Source organism: Flavonifractor porci (assembly GCF_037572415.1).
Classification (GTDB): Bacteria; Bacillota; Clostridia; order Oscillospirales; family Oscillospiraceae; genus Flavonifractor; species Flavonifractor porci.
Map to the genome: position 1 here is coordinate 425,766 of NZ_JBBHLB010000001.1, position 15,744 is coordinate 441,509.

General features: G+C 60.5%; 19 protein-coding genes. All 19 read right to left on the bottom strand.

The window, feature by feature from the left end; genetic code table 11:
• Position 1 precedes the first annotated feature (1 nt).
• Positions 2 to 202, bottom strand: a complete 201-nt coding sequence (gene rpoZ / locus WHJ28_RS02085) for a DNA-directed RNA polymerase subunit omega (RefSeq protein ID WP_317323182.1) — start codon at positions 200 to 202, stop codon at positions 2 to 4.
• A gap of 6 nt (positions 203 to 208) precedes the next feature.
• On the bottom strand, positions 209 to 817 hold the full coding sequence (gmk, locus tag WHJ28_RS02090; protein ID WP_340039481.1) for a guanylate kinase: 609 nt from the start codon (positions 815 to 817) through the stop codon (positions 209 to 211).
• Positions 817 to 1,086: an extracellular matrix/biofilm regulator RemA gene (gene remA / locus WHJ28_RS02095; RefSeq protein WP_087187926.1), complete on the bottom strand. Its 270-nt coding sequence runs from the start codon at positions 1,084 to 1,086 to the stop codon at positions 817 to 819. The genes gmk and remA overlap by 1 nt, the downstream gene beginning before the upstream one ends.
• 11 nt (positions 1,087 to 1,097) lie before the next feature.
• Positions 1,098 to 1,976 (bottom strand): YicC/YloC family endoribonuclease, encoded by an 879-nt coding sequence (locus tag WHJ28_RS02100; RefSeq protein ID WP_340039429.1) that lies wholly within the window; start codon positions 1,974 to 1,976, stop codon positions 1,098 to 1,100.
• Between the two features lie 208 nt (positions 1,977 to 2,184).
• Positions 2,185 to 2,724 (bottom strand): hypothetical protein, encoded by a 540-nt coding sequence (locus WHJ28_RS02105; RefSeq protein ID WP_340039430.1) that lies wholly within the window; start codon positions 2,722 to 2,724, stop codon positions 2,185 to 2,187.
• 3 nt (positions 2,725 to 2,727) lie between these two features.
• A complete protein-coding gene (locus WHJ28_RS02110) occupies positions 2,728 to 3,321 on the bottom strand; it encodes a J domain-containing protein (RefSeq protein WP_340039432.1) in 594 nt (197 codons plus the stop codon).
• The gene (locus WHJ28_RS02115; protein WP_340039433.1) at positions 3,318 to 4,187 is read right to left on the bottom strand and encodes a DUF5685 family protein; all 870 of its coding nucleotides are present in this window, start codon (positions 4,185 to 4,187) and stop codon (positions 3,318 to 3,320) included. Before WHJ28_RS02115 ends, WHJ28_RS02110 begins: the two co-directional genes overlap by 4 nt.
• A complete protein-coding gene (locus WHJ28_RS02120; protein ID WP_340039434.1) occupies positions 4,187 to 4,615 on the bottom strand; it encodes a SoxR reducing system RseC family protein in 429 nt (142 codons plus the stop codon). The genes WHJ28_RS02115 and WHJ28_RS02120 overlap by 1 nt, the downstream gene beginning before the upstream one ends.
• A 40-nt stretch (positions 4,616 to 4,655) precedes the next feature.
• A complete protein-coding gene (locus WHJ28_RS02125) occupies positions 4,656 to 5,900 on the bottom strand; it encodes a CdaR family protein (RefSeq protein ID WP_340039435.1) in 1,245 nt (414 codons plus the stop codon).
• Positions 5,881 to 6,768 carry a diadenylate cyclase CdaA gene (gene cdaA, locus WHJ28_RS02130; RefSeq protein ID WP_340039436.1) on the bottom strand — a complete coding sequence of 296 codons (888 nt, stop codon included), beginning with the start codon at positions 6,766 to 6,768 and terminating at the stop codon, positions 5,881 to 5,883. The genes WHJ28_RS02125 and cdaA overlap by 20 nt, the downstream gene beginning before the upstream one ends.
• 230 nt (positions 6,769 to 6,998) lie before the next feature.
• Positions 6,999 to 8,126 (bottom strand): aminotransferase class V-fold PLP-dependent enzyme, encoded by a 1,128-nt coding sequence (locus WHJ28_RS02135; RefSeq protein WP_340039437.1) that lies wholly within the window; start codon positions 8,124 to 8,126, stop codon positions 6,999 to 7,001.
• Positions 8,123 to 8,377: a putative Se/S carrier protein gene (locus WHJ28_RS02140; RefSeq protein WP_204704927.1), complete on the bottom strand. Its 255-nt coding sequence runs from the start codon at positions 8,375 to 8,377 to the stop codon at positions 8,123 to 8,125. The genes WHJ28_RS02135 and WHJ28_RS02140 overlap by 4 nt, the downstream gene beginning before the upstream one ends.
• Before the next feature lie 94 nt (positions 8,378 to 8,471).
• Positions 8,472 to 8,945: a 2-C-methyl-D-erythritol 2,4-cyclodiphosphate synthase gene (gene ispF / locus WHJ28_RS02145; protein ID WP_340039440.1), complete on the bottom strand. Its 474-nt coding sequence runs from the start codon at positions 8,943 to 8,945 to the stop codon at positions 8,472 to 8,474.
• Positions 8,942 to 9,673, bottom strand: a complete 732-nt coding sequence (ispD, locus tag WHJ28_RS02150; RefSeq protein WP_340039441.1) for a 2-C-methyl-D-erythritol 4-phosphate cytidylyltransferase — start codon at positions 9,671 to 9,673, stop codon at positions 8,942 to 8,944. The genes ispF and ispD overlap by 4 nt, the downstream gene beginning before the upstream one ends.
• A gap of 94 nt (positions 9,674 to 9,767) precedes the next feature.
• Positions 9,768 to 10,244, bottom strand: a complete 477-nt coding sequence (locus WHJ28_RS02155) for a CarD family transcriptional regulator (RefSeq protein ID WP_340039442.1) — start codon at positions 10,242 to 10,244, stop codon at positions 9,768 to 9,770.
• Positions 10,245 to 10,468: 224 nt separating this feature from the next.
• A complete protein-coding gene (locus tag WHJ28_RS02160; RefSeq protein WP_340039444.1) occupies positions 10,469 to 11,431 on the bottom strand; it encodes a helix-turn-helix transcriptional regulator in 963 nt (320 codons plus the stop codon).
• Positions 11,432 to 11,598: 167 nt separating this feature from the next.
• Positions 11,599 to 14,244: an ATP-binding cassette domain-containing protein gene (locus tag WHJ28_RS02165; RefSeq protein WP_340039446.1), complete on the bottom strand. Its 2,646-nt coding sequence runs from the start codon at positions 14,242 to 14,244 to the stop codon at positions 11,599 to 11,601.
• A gap of 14 nt (positions 14,245 to 14,258) precedes the next feature.
• Positions 14,259 to 14,831, bottom strand: coding sequence for a DUF2284 domain-containing protein (locus tag WHJ28_RS02170; protein WP_340039447.1), 573 nt, complete (start codon positions 14,829 to 14,831; stop codon positions 14,259 to 14,261).
• Positions 14,824 to 15,732, bottom strand: a complete 909-nt coding sequence (locus tag WHJ28_RS02175; protein ID WP_340039449.1) for an energy-coupling factor transporter transmembrane component T — start codon at positions 15,730 to 15,732, stop codon at positions 14,824 to 14,826. The genes WHJ28_RS02170 and WHJ28_RS02175 overlap by 8 nt, the downstream gene beginning before the upstream one ends.
• Positions 15,733 to 15,744: the final 12 nt, after the last annotated feature.

Here is a 15,744-nt window from a genome sequence, read left to right on the forward strand (position 1 = left end):
ATCAGGCCTCTTCCTGGTCCAGCTCCACCTTACCCTCGGCCACCTCACGGATGGCGATGGTGACGGGCTTATCATCCAGAGAGATGCCGGCGTCCTCCGCCTCGGTGGCCACCTGACGGGCCCGCTGGGCCACCACGTTCACCAGCATATAGCGGCTGGGCACCTGCTTGAGCAGTTGATTCATAGGGGGTTCGAGCATCATATTATATCAGACTCCTTCTACCAGATTCATGCGGTTTTTGGTGCGGCATCCCTCGGCGGTGAGGATGGAAATGATCTCCCCCGCCGCGTCGGACACCTTGTCGTTGACCACCAGATAGTCATAATTGGGGATCTCCCGGTACTCCTCCCGGGCCTTCTGGAGCCGGCCCTGGATGACCTCCTCGCTGTCGGTTGCCCGGCGGTGCAGCCGGCGGGACAGCTCCTCAAAGGAGGGAGGTACGATGAAGATACACACCGCGTCGGGGCACTTGGAGCGCACCTTGGCGGCACCCTGTACCTCGATGTCCAGCAGCACGTCGATACCGGCGTCCAGCTTCTCCCGGATCACCCGCAGGGAGGTGCCGTAGTAATTATGGACATATTCGGCGTATTCCAACAGTTCGTCGTTGGCGATCATCCGCTCAAATTCCTCGCGGGCGACGAAGTTGTAGTTGACTCCGTCCTCCTCGCCCACCCGGGGCTGCCGGGTGGTGAAGGACACGGAAAAATGGATGTCTTTGCGTTCGCTGAGCAGCTCGGCGATCACGGTGCTCTTTCCCACCCCCGAGGGGCCGGAGAGCACGATGAGCGTGCCCCGTTCCTTTTTCTTTCCCATCAAGGCGCTTCTTCCTCCTCTGCGGCTTCTGTCTCTTTTCCGCCCAGTCGGCCTGCCACCGTCTCCGGCTGGAGGGCCGAGAGCACGATGTGGTCGCTGTCCATGATGAGCACCGCCCGGGTACGCCGTCCATAAGTGGCGTCGATCAGGTTGCCCTTATCCCGGGCCTCCTGTACCATACGCTTGATGGGGGCGGATTCCGGACTGACGATGGCGATGAGCCGCCCCGCCGATACCATGTTGCCAAAGCCGATGTTGATCAGTTTCATGGGGCCGCTCCTTACTCGATGTTCTGGATCTGTTCCCGGATCTTCTCGATCTCTGCCTTGATATCCACCACATAGCCGGCGGTCTCAATATCGCTGCATTTGGAACCGATGGTGTTGGCCTCCCGGTTGAACTCCTGGATCAAAAAGTCCAGCTTACGGCCGATGGCGCCGCCCTGGCCCAGCATATGGTCCAGCTGGGACAGATGGCTGCGCAGGCGGACGGTCTCCTCGTCCACCGCCACCTTGTCGGCATAGATGGCCGCCTCGGTGAGGATGCGGCTCTCGTCGATCTGGGTGTTCTGGAGCACCTCGTTCATCCGGGCCGCCAGCTTGGCCCGGTAGTCGGCCACGATGCCGGGAGAACGCTTCTCCACCTTGGATACCAGGCCCTCGATGGTGGCCGCCCGGGACCGGACGTCCTGGCACAGCTTCTCCCCTTCCCGGGTACGCATGGCGTCAAAGTCGTCCAGAGCCAGGTCCAGCACCGCGCAGATATCGGCAGACAGGGCCTCCAGGTCCTCCTGGGTCTTTTCCACCAGGAACACGTCCTGGAACCGGGAGAGCAGCGATACAGAGATATCGTCCCGCAGACCGTAGGTATCCCGCAGATCCTTCAGGGCGGCGTAATAGCCGTCGGCCACCGGCTTGTTCACCGAAATGGCCACGTCGCCATTGGCGGAGGGGCCGATGGTGATGTACACGTCCACCTTGCCCCGGGAGATCCGGCTCTGCACCCGGCTCTTCACCGCGTCCTCGGCAAACACATAGATGCGGGGCAGCTTGACGGTGCAGTCCAGATAGCGGTTGTTCACCGAGCGCAGCTCCACCGTGATGGGACGGCCGCTGAGGTTGGCCTCTCCCCGGCCGTAGCCGGTCATACTCTTGACCAAATGGGGTTCCCCCTGTTCGTATGAAAGTATTTAATCTTATTTATTATAATGCGTATTTCCATTGGTGCGTTGAGACGCACCAATGGAAGGCGCAAGGTTTTTTGGACAACTTCGACCAAAAACCTTGCACCTGAACAAAGCCATTTGGTCCTGAAAGCTTTGGCTTTCAAGACTTCCAGTTTTGTTCATTACGCATAATTATATCAGACTACCGATTCTTCCGCAAGCCCCTGTCCACCCGGGCCACATAGAAGGCAATGAGCTTGGAAAAGCCCATGTCATAAATGACAAAGCCGATGTTGCCGGCGGCAAAGATCATCCAGCTCTGGCTGAGGGCGGCAGGCAGAAAGGGCAGAAAGAGAGCCTTCAGCCCGAACCACAGCACCGCCAGGGCGATGTTGCAGCAGGCCAGCTTGCCCACCCACTCCAGCACCCGGCTGGGCAGCCGCTCCAGCAGGCTTTTCACCATGGGCCACAGTCCGAAAAAGATCAGATAGAGCAGTCCCACGCTCTTGCTGGGGATGAGGAGCAGCCCCAGGATGCCGGTGGCGCCGTAGCAGAAGAACCCGGCGGCCAGGCTGGCGGACACCACCGCCCCCGCCGGAAACAGCCCCGCCACCGCTACCAGCGCCAGCTTGCCGCTGGGCGCCAGGAAGGCCAGGTAGAGTGAGATGAGGGACAGGCCAGTGAGCAGACCCACCAGTGCCGTCCGGCCCGCGCCGCCGCGGTAAGAACCACGCCCTGCCATGGTTTAGTTCCCGCAGCCGCCGCACAGGCAGTTGAGACACATACAGGCGGTACACATATCGCAGGCGTCGGGACCGTCGCCGTAGCCGTAGGGCCGGTAGGCCTGACCGCCCTGACGCATCATCATCAGGGCCTGACGGTACTCCGCGTTGGACGGGGCCATGTTGCAGGCCATCTGGATGTGCTGGGTGGCCTCGTCCAGCCAGCCCTTCCGGTAGGCCAGAGAGCCGGTGAGGAAGTGCCACTCGGCGTCCTGGTTGGGGGCGGAGCGGAGCAGCTGCTCGGCCCGGCTCAGATCCCCCATGTTGATGGCCTGGCGGACCTGATTGTACAGGCTGGACCCCTGGGAGGAGGAGCCGTAGGACTGCTGATAACCCCCCTGGTAGCTTCCGCCCTGGTGGCCGCCGCCGGAGCGCATCCTGGTGATGGCGTCGTAGGCCTCGTTGATCTCCTTCATCTTCTCCTCCGCCAGATCGGCCAGAGGATTGTTCTGATAGTTGTCGGGATGGTACTTTCGGGCCAGTTCCCGGTACGCCCGCTTGATCTCGTCGTCGCTGGCGTCGGGCTTTACACCCAATACGCTGTAAGGATCGCTCATGTATGTTTTCTCCTGTCTGTATGATTGGCGGCCTTCCATCGGCCGGTAAAAACCAGTTCTTCCACGGCGGGCAGGCCCAGATAGAGAATGTTCTCCACCGTCTCCTGCCAGTGGCCCAGCTCCAGCAGGGCCATGGCCGACCGGGCCAGATTGAGGGAGTGGCGCAGGGTGGTGCGCATGGTCTCCCGTCCCTCCTCCGGCCTGCCGTCAAAGCGAATGAGGATGGGATTGTAGGCGCCGGTGCGCTTGTCCTCCTCCAGATCGTCCCAGGCGTCCACCAGATAGATCCACCGCCCGATGTGGTAGAGCAGCTGTTCCATGGCCCGGTCCCGCGCCCGGTCCCCCGAGGGGGGCGCGGCGGCGGTGAGCAGCCGGGCAAAGGTATCCGCCGTCCGGTCGATGGAGGGGCACTTCTCTCCCTCCAGTTCCTGCAGCTCCCCCAGACATCGACGCACCGTACCGTCAAAGTCGGGCCGGGCGGCGGCAGCCTTCCGGTAGCCCCGGCGGAGCAGCCGGGAGAGCAGCCGGGCGGGCAGCCCCTTCCAGAATCCGCTGTCATCCACCGTGTCCCGCAGCTTCCAGTAGCTGAGGATGGTACCGGCGTCAGCAGCCGCGTCCACTCCAGTGGAGAGGACGCAGTTTTTCTTCCTGCACCACAGCCGGGCGGGGCACCGTTTGGAGGCAGGCTCCGGCTTTGCGCCGTCCAGCAGCATGGCAAGGAAGGTAAAGTCGTAGTTGAGAAACATCCGGGCCATGAAGCCGTGGCGTTTGCCCAAAGCGTGGCACACCCCGCAGTAGAGAGCCTCATAATCCCGGTTCTGGCGTACCTTCAGTTCGTCCCGCCAGGGACGCACATAGCCAAACATCAGTCAGCGGGATTGATGGCGGTGATGCAGAAGGTGATGGAGCGACTGCGGCGCACCTGCCGGTCCAGCAGCACCGCCAGCAGCACGCCCACGGCAAAGCCGATGCCGCCCGCCGCAGCGCTGATACCGCCGCTGAGCTGAAGAGCGGCGCAGACGAAGTAGCCCAGGAAAAACAGGACAAAGGGCACCAGGTAGACCACCAGCGCCGCCTTCAGGATGCCGCCGGTGGAGGACTCCACCCGCACCATGTCCCCGGGCATGGCCCGCACCGGGTTGGCCGCCATGACGGCCACGGTGGAGCTGACCATCAGCTCACTGCACCCGCCGCCGCACTTGGAGCAGTCGTGGCCGCAGGCGGACTGACGCTTTACCGCCACCTCCGCCCGGCCGTCGGGAAATACTTTGGTTACTTTTGCAGTTTGAATCATGGGATCACCTTGAATTTTCTCTTTGTTCTATGACAGAAATCTACGTCAGGGACACGGAAATGGCGTATTCACCCACCACGCCCACGCTGCTGCTGCCGTCCAGGTAGACCTTGACAGGAACCGTGCGGCTGCCGGTGGAGAGATCTGTGTTGGACAGGTCGGCCACGATGCGCAGCTGGGACTCGGTGATTCGGTTGACCTCCTCCTCCGGCCCCCGGATGAGGACGCTGCACGACTTGGTAATGGCCTCCGCCTGATAACCCACAGGTTTGTTGATGATCTCGATATTGTCCACCTTCATGGTACGGGTGGCCAGACCCTGGATACTGACTGTCACAGTGACTTCGGTAATGCCGCTGACATTGGTCAGCTCGGGAGAGAGCTCGATCTCCTTGGTAAAGGTATTGGTACCGTACACGTCGGCCAGCTTGATATCGCCCAGTGAGATCTCCTTCAGGCCCTCCACGTCGGCCTGATCGCCGGACACCATGATGGTGTCGGTGGGGCTGAAGGTCACCTTGGCGTCGGCCGCCGTGGCGCCGCCGCCCTCGATGAGGTTGACGGTGAGGGGCACCTCCTTGAGAATCTCCACCGGCAGGGTCACCAGAACCGTCTGGGGTTCAGCCTTGATATTGACACCTGTCACAGGATTGCCGTTGGGATCAATGAGGGTCACCTGACATTGCTCACTGTAGGTGCTGGTCAGGTCCTGCTGGGACACAACTACCTGAGCATACTGCACCTCGTTGACCAGCTCCTCCTGGCCGCTGATGGTAATGGTCTCCGGGGTGATGGAGAACTCGCCACGCTGATAGCCCTCGGCCACGCTGCCCTCAAAGACCGCCTGCACCGGTACATTCTTTTCCGTCCATCGGGACACAGTGAAATCCACTGTAGCCGGGCTGGTGTACCGCAGATCAATGGCGTCGGTGGAGGTAACCGACCGGGGATAACTGATGATGCGGGTGGTGATGGGGATGGACTGCTCCCCCGGCTCGGTGATGGAGGACACATCGACGTTCACCGTCACATCTCCCTGGGACAGGCGGTTGAATACCTCCCGGCGGGCCTGGATGTTGAGGCTCACCGTCTGCTCCGCTCCCTGGGAGATCATCAGGCCCCGCTCCTCCAGTACGTCCAGGCCGCTGAACACTACCTGAACGCTGCGGACGGTACCGGTGGTAATGGGGTTGGCCTCCTTACCCACATAGATCCAAAGGGCAAAGGCCAGCAGCAGGGAGACCAGAATATAAAACCACTTGGAATCAGTGATCTTTCTCACCATTCTGCTTCTCCCCCTTTCCGCCCCGGAACAGTGTCTTGAATTTGAACTTGGAGGGCGCTTCGGTCTGTTCCTGCTCGGGCATAAGCTCATTGCGGAGCAGCCGCTCCAGGGTCTCGGGGGCCAGATGCCGCTTGAGCATTCCGCCCACCGCCACTGAGATAGAGCCGGTCTCCTCCGACACGATGGCCACCACCGCGTCGGTGTGCTCGCTGGCGCCGATGCCCGCCCGGTGGCGCATACCCAGCTCCCGGGACAGGTTCACATTGCCCGACATGGGGAGCATACAGCCCGCGCCCACGATCCGGCCGCCCCGGACGATGACGGCGCCATCATGGAGGGGGGCTTTGTTCCAGAAAATATTCTTCAGCAGCTCGGCGCTCACCGAGCAGTCCAGAGCGGTACCCGTCTTGATGGCGTCCTCCAGCATATTCTTCCGCTCAAATACCATCAGCGCGCCGGTCTTGGACTTGGACAGAGCCGCGTAGGCCTCCACGGTCTGGGTGATGGCCCCATCCAGCTCATTGCGCTCCTCGACATGGGTAAAGACCTTGCCGATGCTGGTGCGGCCCATCTGCTCCAGGAAGCGGCGGATCTCCGGCTGGAAGATGACCACCAGTGCCACGCCGCCCCACTCCACCAGCTTGCCCAGCAAAAAGCTGACGGTGTTGAGCTGCATCATACTGGAGATCCACAGGGCCACAATGAACACCAATACACCCTTGGCCACCGCCCCGGAGCTGGTGCGGCGGATGAGCATGATAAGCTTGTAGATGATAAACGCCATGATCAGGATATCAATGATATCGAAGATCCCGATGGGGGTCACCATCCCTTTGAGCTGCTGCAGCAGATATAAAATGCCTTCCATACTCCCACGTCTCCCGCTCTCCGGCGGCGCCGGTCATTGCTCCCCGGCCGGGCCTGTCGGACCGACCTACTTTAACCAATTTATTATACTGTATTCCCCTGTGATTGACAAGGGTAAGCAAGATCAATTTTCTGTGAATTCCGTTCATCCTTCCCCCGCATCTGACGGGGTCCGACGCCCTTCGGGCAGCAAAAAACCCTCCGGGCCCAGGGCCTTGGAGGGCATTTCGCTCAGCGGGATGACTGGACCAGCCGGGAGAGTTCCCACACAAACCGGTCCACCTCCGCCGCCGTGTTGAAGTCAGAGACGCTGGCCCGGACGGTACCCGCCTCCAAAGTGCCGGCGTTTTCGTGGGCCAGGGGGGCGCAGTGGAGCCCCGCCCGCACCGCGATGCCCCGTCGGCTCAGGGCCTCCCCCACCGCCTCGCAGTCCAGACCTGCCACCTGGAAGGAGAGCACCCCGCTCTGGCAGGCCGGGTCCCGGGCCTGAAAAACGATCACCCGGGGCAGCCGGGCAAGCCCCTGGGCCGCCCGGCGGATGAGAGCCCCCTCCCGTTTGCCGATGGCCTCCGGGGTACGGGCGGTCACATAGCGCAGCCCCGCCAGCAGTCCGGCAATGCCGGGCAGGTTGTGGGTCCCCGCCTCCAGCCGGTCAGGCAGATAGTCAGGCATGGTCTGGAGGGCCGAGGCGCTGCCGGTACCCCCATGGATCAGAGGAACCGCCTCCCCGGCGCAGAGGAGCAGCCCGGTCCCCTGGGGGCCGTACAGCCCCTTGTGGCCGGGCATGGCGATGAAGGCCGCCCCCAGCTTCTCCTGCCGCACCGGCACACAGCCGGCGGATTGGGAAGCGTCCACGATGAGGGGAATCCTCCGGCGGCGGCACAGGGCAGATATCTCCTCCATAGGCAGGATAAAACCGAACACATTGGAGACATGGGTACACACCACCGCCGCCGGGTCGGCCTCCAGACCGGCCTCAAAGGCATCCAGCAGTCCCTGCCGGTCAAACAGCGGGGCGCGGGCTATCAGGATCTCCGCCCCCAGGGCGTGGAGCGGGCGGGTGACGGCATTGTGCTCCCATGGGGAAATGAGCACCCGGTCCCCCGGCTTCACCAGGGAGCGGATGGCGATGTTGAGTCCGTGGGTGGCGTTGGAGGTAAATACCACCTGTTCAGGGCTCTCCATGCCGAAGAGCTCCGCCGCCGCCTGACGGCAGGCAAAGGCAGTTTCCGCCGCCCGGCGAGCGGGCAGGTGGCCGCCCCGGCCGGGGCTGGCCAGATTTCCCACCGCCCAGGCCGCCGCCCGGGCCACGGTGGGTGGCTTTTGCAGGGTGGTGGCGGCGCTGTCCAGATAGATCACAGCCCCACCTCCCGGTAGCCGCCATCCTCCGCCTGGAGGAAGATCCGCTTGGGTGTGAGGCCCGCCCGGTTGAGGATCACCAGCGCGGCGGTGAGGCTGCGCTCGGCCACCTTCACCGAGTGGCTGCACCCTTCCCGGTCGATGAGTTTGGGGGATCGAAGGATCCGCGCCGTGATCCCCGCCCGCTCCAGCGCGGCGGCTGTCCGCTGGGCATAGGTCAGGGAGCGGCAGACAATGAGATAATAGACCATAAAAAACGCTCCTCTCGCACCAGCATATGTGCAAGAGGAGCGGAACGTGCGTGTGAACATCCGTCGTAGGGGCGACCTTTATGGTCGCCCGCACTCAGAGCCTTTCCAGCAGGCAGACGGCATGAGCGGCCATGCCCTCCCCGGTCCCGGTAAAGCCCAGGCCCTCCTCGGTGGTGGCCTTCACGCTGACCTGATCCACGTCCAGTCCCAGCCGTGCCGCCAGATTGGCTCGCATCTGAGGGATATGGGGAGCCAGCTTGGGCTTTTGAGCCAGGATGGTGGCGTCGATATTGCCCACCCGGTACCCGGCCTGGGTGAGACGCTCTCCCACCCGCTCCAGCAGCACCAGGCTGTCCGCTCCGGCGTAAGCCGGGTCATTATCGGGGAACAGCTTGCCGATGTCCCCCAGGGCCGCCGCCCCCAGCAGGGCGTCCATAATGGCGTGGGTCAGTACGTCGGCGTCGGAGTGGCCCAGCAGCCCCTTCTCCCAGGGGATGTCCACGCCCCCCAAAATCAGCTTCCGGCCCTCCACCAGCTTATGTACGTCATATCCGTGTCCGATTCTCATACGTCCTCCCTCCAGGCCAACAGAGCCTCAGCCATGGCCACATCCTCCGGCGTGGTCAGTTTCAGGTTACAGTAATCGCCCTGGGTCAGAGCCACCCCGATGCCCAGCCGCTCCACGGCGGAGCAGTCGTCGGTGAGAGCGGCCTCCGCTTCCAGTGCCTTGGTAAGGGCGCCCCGGATCAGATCCCGTTGGAACACCTGGGGAGTCTGGACGGCGTAGAGGGCCGACCGGTCAGGGGTGGACTCCACCAGGCCGTCCCGGGCCACCTTTACCGTATCCTTTACCGGCACAGCGGGGGCGGCGGCGCCGCACTGGTGGGCCCGTCGGATCACTTCCTCCAGCACCCGCTGGCTCACCAGAGGCCGGGCGCCGTCGTGGATGGCGGCCAGCTCGATCTTACGGCTCAGCTCCTCCACCCCGGCCAGCACCGACTGGGTGCGGGTCTCCCCGCCCCGTACCACCTTCCGCACCTTGGACAGGGCGGCATCCCGGCACAAGCCGCTGATGGGCACAATCAGATCCTCCCGGGTGACCACCACGATCTCGTCAATGAGGGGGCAGTTGTCCAGGGCCCGCAGGGTACGGAGGATCACCGGCACCCCGTCCAGGGGGAGCAGCACCTTGTCCTGCCCCATCCGGGTGGAGCTGCCCGCCGCAGGCACCACCGCGCCGCAGCGGAGGGATTCCGGCCCCTCCCGATGAAACAGCCGGGAAAATATGCCTGCCATATTGGTTCCTCCTTCTGCAAAAAAGGAGCCTGCCGGCCCCTTTTCTTTGCCTGATATGGGCGGGGCGGCTTACCGTCCCGCCGTTGTATTCCTATTACGCCATAGCGGTATTGATGCGCTTTTCCACGTCCTCGTAGCTGGCGTTCTGGGAGAGCACGATCTCTGAGATCAGGATCTGTTTGGCGGAGTGGAGCATCTTGCGCTCTCCGGTGGAGAGCCCCCGCTCCTCGTCCCGGTGGGTCAGTCCCTTCACCACCCGGGCCACCTCCAGCAGGTCCCCGCTTTTCAGCCGGAGCATATTTTCCCGGTAACGGCGGTTCCAGTTGGGGGTCATATCCACCTCGATGCCGGGAATGGCGGCAATGACGCGGTCCGCCTCCTCCCCGTTGACCACCGGGCGCACACCGATCTCCTCGCTGTTGGCCGTGGGGATCATCACCAGCATCCCGCCCACGGGCAGCTTCAGGATGTAGTACTCCCGTACGACACCGTTGATTTTCTTCTGCACGATGCTGTCTACAACACCAGCGCCGTGCATCGGGTGAACGATTTTGTCCCCTACCTGAAACACGATCCCACCTCCAAGCAGATCCGTCCGGTTCCTATACACTCCTTACCTTGTTTTATCCGTTATAAGACCATTATAGACTTCATTTTGACGCTTTGCAAGTAAAATCCCTTGCCAGCACATAAAAAACCGGGACGCCAGTAATGGGGACGCACCACAAGGGTAAGTAAACAAAATCGTTCATGAGCATGAGACAAGGTCGCCAATTTGGCGACCTTGTCTTTTCCCTATTCGCATAGCCATGCGGCCATTTCTCGCATCTTCTCTTGTATCGCTGCAGGCTTTTCGATTCGAATGGCACCTCCAAAAGTAAATATCCAAGCGAAAAACGGAGGAGTCGGAGCAACGTTTACAATGGCCCGAAAGTGTTTTGTGTCAACAGGGATTGTATTGACAGTCTCACCAAATCGATCTATCACGCTTCGCATGGTCTCGTTTTTACACAATAATGTCACTTCTGCAGAATCGTCGTTGTACATTCCAAAAACTTCCCTGACATAGACTGCCGGATCAAATGCAGCATCTTCTAAATACTCGGTCTCCGCTTTCTCAATTCCAGTAATGCGATCAACTCGGAATTGTGCCAGCTTCCCATGGCGCTCAGACCAACCGACTACATAGTAATAATCCCGATTCCAAATCAGGACATACGGGCTGAACACATAGCGATATCCGTCGTGTTTCAGGATCTTCTCTTTGCCCTGTGTATATTCATAATATTGGAACGAAATCGGATATTTTTCTTGGATAGCGGTTTGGAGCGCATCAATTATGTAGTAAATCGCTTCGTTAGTTGGCTTGGCCATGCCATCCATATAGATATGACGATTCAACTGCTCAGCCTGTCTTGTACTGACCAAGTGACCGAGCTTCTCAATCAGAACATTACTCTTTTTCTCAGTGATAAAATGCGATGATTCCACCGCATCTACCAGCAACTTCAGCTCGGGCAATTCAAACAGCCGATTCCCTACAAAGTATCGGTTTTGAGTGCTTCTGATGCAGATGACATCCATGCCACTATCCTGTAATAGCTCAATATCTGCATAGACACTCTTGCGGCTGGCTTGGATGCCATTCTCTGCCCAAAAGGATAAAATATCTGAAACTGACGCAGCGTGCTGTTCATCTGTATATTCCAGCAGATATTTCTGCAGGAGCTGCAATCTGACTTGTGCTTTGTTTTTCATAAAATCGTCTCTTGAACATATACATTTTATTCTGTTCTCCTGAGCAAGTTGCAAGGGTGGCAGTTCAATGTAGATGCACCATATTGGATATCTGTGCAAATGACATGATGCGCCTCATCTGTGTCCTTAATAGAAATCATAGCCACAAGCGAATCCTTCTCTGCGGCTCATTCCACCAGGCCGTACTTGACCTTGATGCGGTCCAGCTTTTCCAGCATAGGCTCAGCGGCGAACCAGAGGAAGATCCAGGTGGCCGCGGCGTGAATGCAGTCCATGGGGAAGCCGGAGATATAGTAGGTCATCAGGATCTTCCAGTTCAGCTCCGTGGTCCACATGAGGGCGGAGGCCGGGTTCATGATGCCGCCGTAGATGAGGATGGCGGCCAGGGCGCCGAAGATACACAGGGACAGCCGGCTGCGGCGGAGCCAGCCCTTGCGGAACAGGACCCCCGCCAAAAAGCCGATGATGCCCATGCAGAACATCTGCCACGGCGTCCACGACCCCTGGGAGAACAGCACGTTGGAGGCCAGCATGGTCATGGCTCCCACCAGAAAGCCCGTCTCACCGCCAAAGGCCACGCCCGCGATGATGGTCAGGGCCATGACGGGCTTGAACTGGGGCAGCATGAAGAAGGCTGCCCGGCCCGCCACGCCGATGGCGCACAGCACCGCGATGATGACCAGCTCCCGGGCCTGGGGCTTGCGGCTCTCGAAAATCAGGAAGAAGGGAATCATGCACTCCAGCAGAATGAGCAGAGAGATGAAATAGTACTTCTTCCCTGCAAGATACGTCTCGCCGATGAACAGGGTCAGAGGAATCAGCAGCAGGATGAGGATCGTGGCTGCCAGGGTTCGTTTTGTCAGCTTCCGCTTCTCTCTGGGTGTCTGCACCAGATAATTCGGCCGGTGGCTGCGGCGGGAGATGGAGAAGGCAAAAACGAACATACACAGAAGCATGATGCCGTACATCTGAAGCTGGCTGCCCGCTATGGCTGTTATACCCTCCTGCCCGATCAGCGCGGTCAGGTCTGTAATGCCCAAAGCTTGTATGAGCAGGAAGATGACAGCCGCGCCGGACACCGCCGCCAGAAGCTTCCGCCACCAGGGCAGGGGTTTGGGCCTCCAGTCCGCCGTGTCTTCCCTGGGCTGGGGCAGCGTGAAGTCATCCTCTGGCAGCTCTGGCGCCGGGGGCATTGCCCCGCCGCAGGCGGCAATCATATCCTCCGCCGTCACCGCCTCCGGCAGCAGACTGCGGGCCATACGGTTGGCGGAGGTGGTGTAGAAGCTGTTGCCGGAGAAAAAGATCCGGGGTGTCCCTTCGGTGACGATGCCGCCGTCGAAAAACAGCGCGCAGCGGTGGGCATAGCGGGCGCAGAATTCAATGTCGTGGCTGATCATGAGGATGGTGACGCCCCGGCGCAGCAGCACCTGTATGATCTCCGCGAACACCTGCTTGAACTCTGCGTCCAGGCCCTTGGTAGGCTCGTCCATCAGCAGAATATCCGGGTCCAGCAGCAGCACCTTGGCCAGGGCCGCCCGCTGCTGCTCGCCACCGGACAGGTCATAGGGGTGGCGGTCCAGCAGCTCCTCCAGACGGCAGAGCCGCACGATCCGGGCCACGGCGGCATCCTTGTCCGGATGGCTCATCTGCCGTCCCTTCAAGATCTCAAACAGGTCCTCCCGGACCGTCTTTTTCACAAACAGCGCCTGGGGATTCTGGGGCAGGACCCCCACGCTGCCGTTCATATGGACCGCCCCCCGGTAAGGCTTCAGAAGCCCAGCCAACAGCTTCAAACTGGTGGTCTTGCCGGTTCCGTTGCCCCCCAGCAGTGCCATAAACTCGCCTTTTTTCACCGTCAGGGACAGGCCCTTCACCACGTCGGGCAGGTCCTTTTCGTACTTGAACCACAGCTCTTCCGCCTGAATGGCGGTCTCGTTGGGGTAGGCATACTGGGCTTCGGCGGGCAGTTCCTGTAAAGGATGGGTCGCCGCAAAGACCGTCAGCCAGTCCCGGCCCTCCCGGACTGTAATGGGGCAGGCCGCGTCGTTCTCCACCGCCGCCCAGACCCGCATGGCGGTGGGCATGGCCAGGAACATGGCGTGTCCGGCGTTCTTCAAAGCCGTACCCACCTCATAAGGCGTGCCGGTGCAGAGGAGCCTGCCCTTGTCCATGACCGCCACCGTCGTGGCCAGAGGGAAAGCCTCCTCCAGACGGTGCTCCGTCAGAAGGATGGTGGTGCCCAGCTCCCGGTTGATCTTGCCCAGCGTGGCCAGAAAATCGCTGGCCGCGATGGGGTCCAGCTGGCTGGTGGGCTCGTCCAGAATCAGGACCGAGGGCTGCATCACCATGACGGAAGCCAGATTCAGCAGCTGCTTCTGTCCGCCGGAGAGCTCGGTAACACTTTTATAGAACCAGGTCTGGATGCCGAAGAAGGAGGCCATCTCCGCCACCCTGCGGCGGATGGTGGGGGTATCGCAGCCGAGGCTTTCCAAGCCAAAAGCCAGTTCATGCCAGACCTTATCCGTAACGATCTGGTTTTCCGGGCTTTGCTGCACAAAGCCGATCTTCTGGCTCTGTGTCCGCTGATCCAGTTCGTCCAGCGGCGTACCTTCAAAAAGAATTTCACCGGTTCTCCGTCCATGAGGCGCCAGCACGGTTTTCAGTTGGCGGAGCAGCGTGCTCTTGCCGCAGCCGGAGGGGCCGCAGAGCACGATAAACTCGCCCTGTTGAACGGACAGTGTTAAGTTATCTATTGCCTTTTTTTCCTGCTCTGGATAGGAAAAACTCAGGTCTCGTATCTCAAAACTATTCAAAATGTACTTTCTCCCTATCCCTTGGATGTCAAACCGGAACCATTATCTTTTGGGTTCATCAGAAGCCCGCCCACCAGCGTCAGATATTCCGGCACAGTGCCGTTCCGGATCCACCGGATCGGCTTTTGCAGATATTTCTCCATGGTCTTTCCCACATCGCCCCCCAGAGCCTCAATGGAGTAGCGCAGACGCTCCGGCGCCCGGCAGGGCATACCGTCTGCTTTCCCACACCGCTCGCAATATTCGCATGTTCCGGCAGATAAGGCGAAAGAACCGGGAACGGACTGCTCCAATGCCAGCAATTCCTCCACCAGGTCCTTCTTGACCTCTTTCAGCGCCTGCACAGCTGACTGCGCATCCTGTCCAGGGGCAAAAGACAGCACACAGGCGATTAGTCGCAGGGTATCGTATCTGCTCCAAATTTCCAGAGGATCAAAATCAAAGGGAGGGCATGACCAACGGGTATTGTAATTAGGACAATCCTTACAATAGGCAAGAAATTTCGGAACGTCCACACAAGCCGCTGTATATTCCTCCACTGGCACGGAGACCTCCAGACGCTCCACTGTATAACTAAGTTCATGCACAGGTTCGTTTCTCCTTCTCTAAACTCCGCCAGGTGCGGTCCTCATGCCGGTCCAGGATCACCGGCGTCAGGCACAGGGCCAGATACACCAGCTGAAAACTGACGGTAAAGGGTGTGACCGGGGCGCTTTTGACGGTTGGATAATACCGCCAATACAGGCCGCCCGCCATCCACCCGGCGAAGATATAAAAGCCGCAGAAGCCCAGCCACAACAGCACCGCCCGATCCCGGTCATCGAAGCGGTAAATGGAGAAGGCCGTGCGGCCCGGAAGGCCGTAGCCCCGGCTCTTCATGCTGTCCGCCGTCTCAATGGCGTTCTCCAGGCTCCAGGTCACCATAATGGACAGGATGGTGATGGCATTTTTCAGCCGCTGCAGCACGCTGCCCGTGGACGTGTCCCGCCCCACGCAGCGCTGGGCCTCGCTGACCACCCGGAACTGGGCCTTGAATTTGGGCACAAAGCGCAGCGTCATGGAGAGCACCAGACTCAAAGCCGGGATGACCCGCCCGAACAGGTATACGAACTTGTCCGAGGTCATGACCGCATTGTAGCAGGAAAACCAGGTGATGACAGCGGCCAGCATCATGGCGGCGGCCGCGCCGTAGAGGATGCTCTCCAGCGTCAGGGGGTTGCCCGTGGGCAGATAGCATAACAGTGTGGCTCCCTCGTGGTTGAAGGCGGGGTTCACCAGCGCCGCCATCGCCATCATGGGCAGCATGTATAAAAGCTGAAAGCGTACCGCCTTCCGCCCGTTCAGATAGACGTTATAGGCAATGGCGCAGGCCAGGGAGATCAGCAGGCTCGCCGGGTGCATGAAGAACATGGAAAACACCAGCACCAAACCGAAGTACAGGAAATTGACCAAGGGATGGCAGCTGGAAAAGGTATCTCTGTTTTTCATGGTTTCAACTCC

Bases quoted from the DNA above. Each gene is read 5' to 3' on its own strand.
- ispD (WP_340039441.1), bottom strand. From the start codon at position 9,673: ATGGCAGGCATATTTTCCCGGCTGTTTCATCGGGAGGGGCCGGAATCC.
- WHJ28_RS02160 (WP_340039444.1), bottom strand. From the start codon at position 11,431: ATGAAAAACAAAGCACAAGTCAGATTGCAGCTCCTGCAGAAATATCTG.
- WHJ28_RS02115 (WP_340039433.1), bottom strand. From the start codon at position 4,187: ATGTTTGGCTATGTGCGTCCCTGGCGGGACGAACTGAAGGTACGCCAG.
- WHJ28_RS02120 (WP_340039434.1), bottom strand. From the start codon at position 4,615: ATGATTCAAACTGCAAAAGTAACCAAAGTATTTCCCGACGGCCGGGCG.
- WHJ28_RS02140 (WP_204704927.1), bottom strand. From the start codon at position 8,377: ATGGTCTATTATCTCATTGTCTGCCGCTCCCTGACCTATGCCCAGCGG.
- remA (WP_087187926.1), bottom strand. From the start codon at position 1,086: ATGAAACTGATCAACATCGGCTTTGGCAACATGGTATCGGCGGGGCGG.
- cdaA (WP_340039436.1), bottom strand. From the start codon at position 6,768: ATGGAAGGCATTTTATATCTGCTGCAGCAGCTCAAAGGGATGGTGACC.
- WHJ28_RS02125 (WP_340039435.1), bottom strand. From the start codon at position 5,900: ATGGTGAGAAAGATCACTGATTCCAAGTGGTTTTATATTCTGGTCTCC.
- ispF (WP_340039440.1), bottom strand. From the start codon at position 8,945: ATGAGAATCGGACACGGATATGACGTACATAAGCTGGTGGAGGGCCGG.
- rpoZ (WP_317323182.1), bottom strand. From the start codon at position 202: ATGATGCTCGAACCCCCTATGAATCAACTGCTCAAGCAGGTGCCCAGC.
- WHJ28_RS02175 (WP_340039449.1), bottom strand. From the start codon at position 15,732: ATGAAAAACAGAGATACCTTTTCCAGCTGCCATCCCTTGGTCAATTTC.
- WHJ28_RS02105 (WP_340039430.1), bottom strand. From the start codon at position 2,724: ATGGCAGGGCGTGGTTCTTACCGCGGCGGCGCGGGCCGGACGGCACTG.
- gmk (WP_340039481.1), bottom strand. From the start codon at position 817: ATGGGAAAGAAAAAGGAACGGGGCACGCTCATCGTGCTCTCCGGCCCC.
- WHJ28_RS02110 (WP_340039432.1), bottom strand. From the start codon at position 3,321: ATGAGCGATCCTTACAGCGTATTGGGTGTAAAGCCCGACGCCAGCGAC.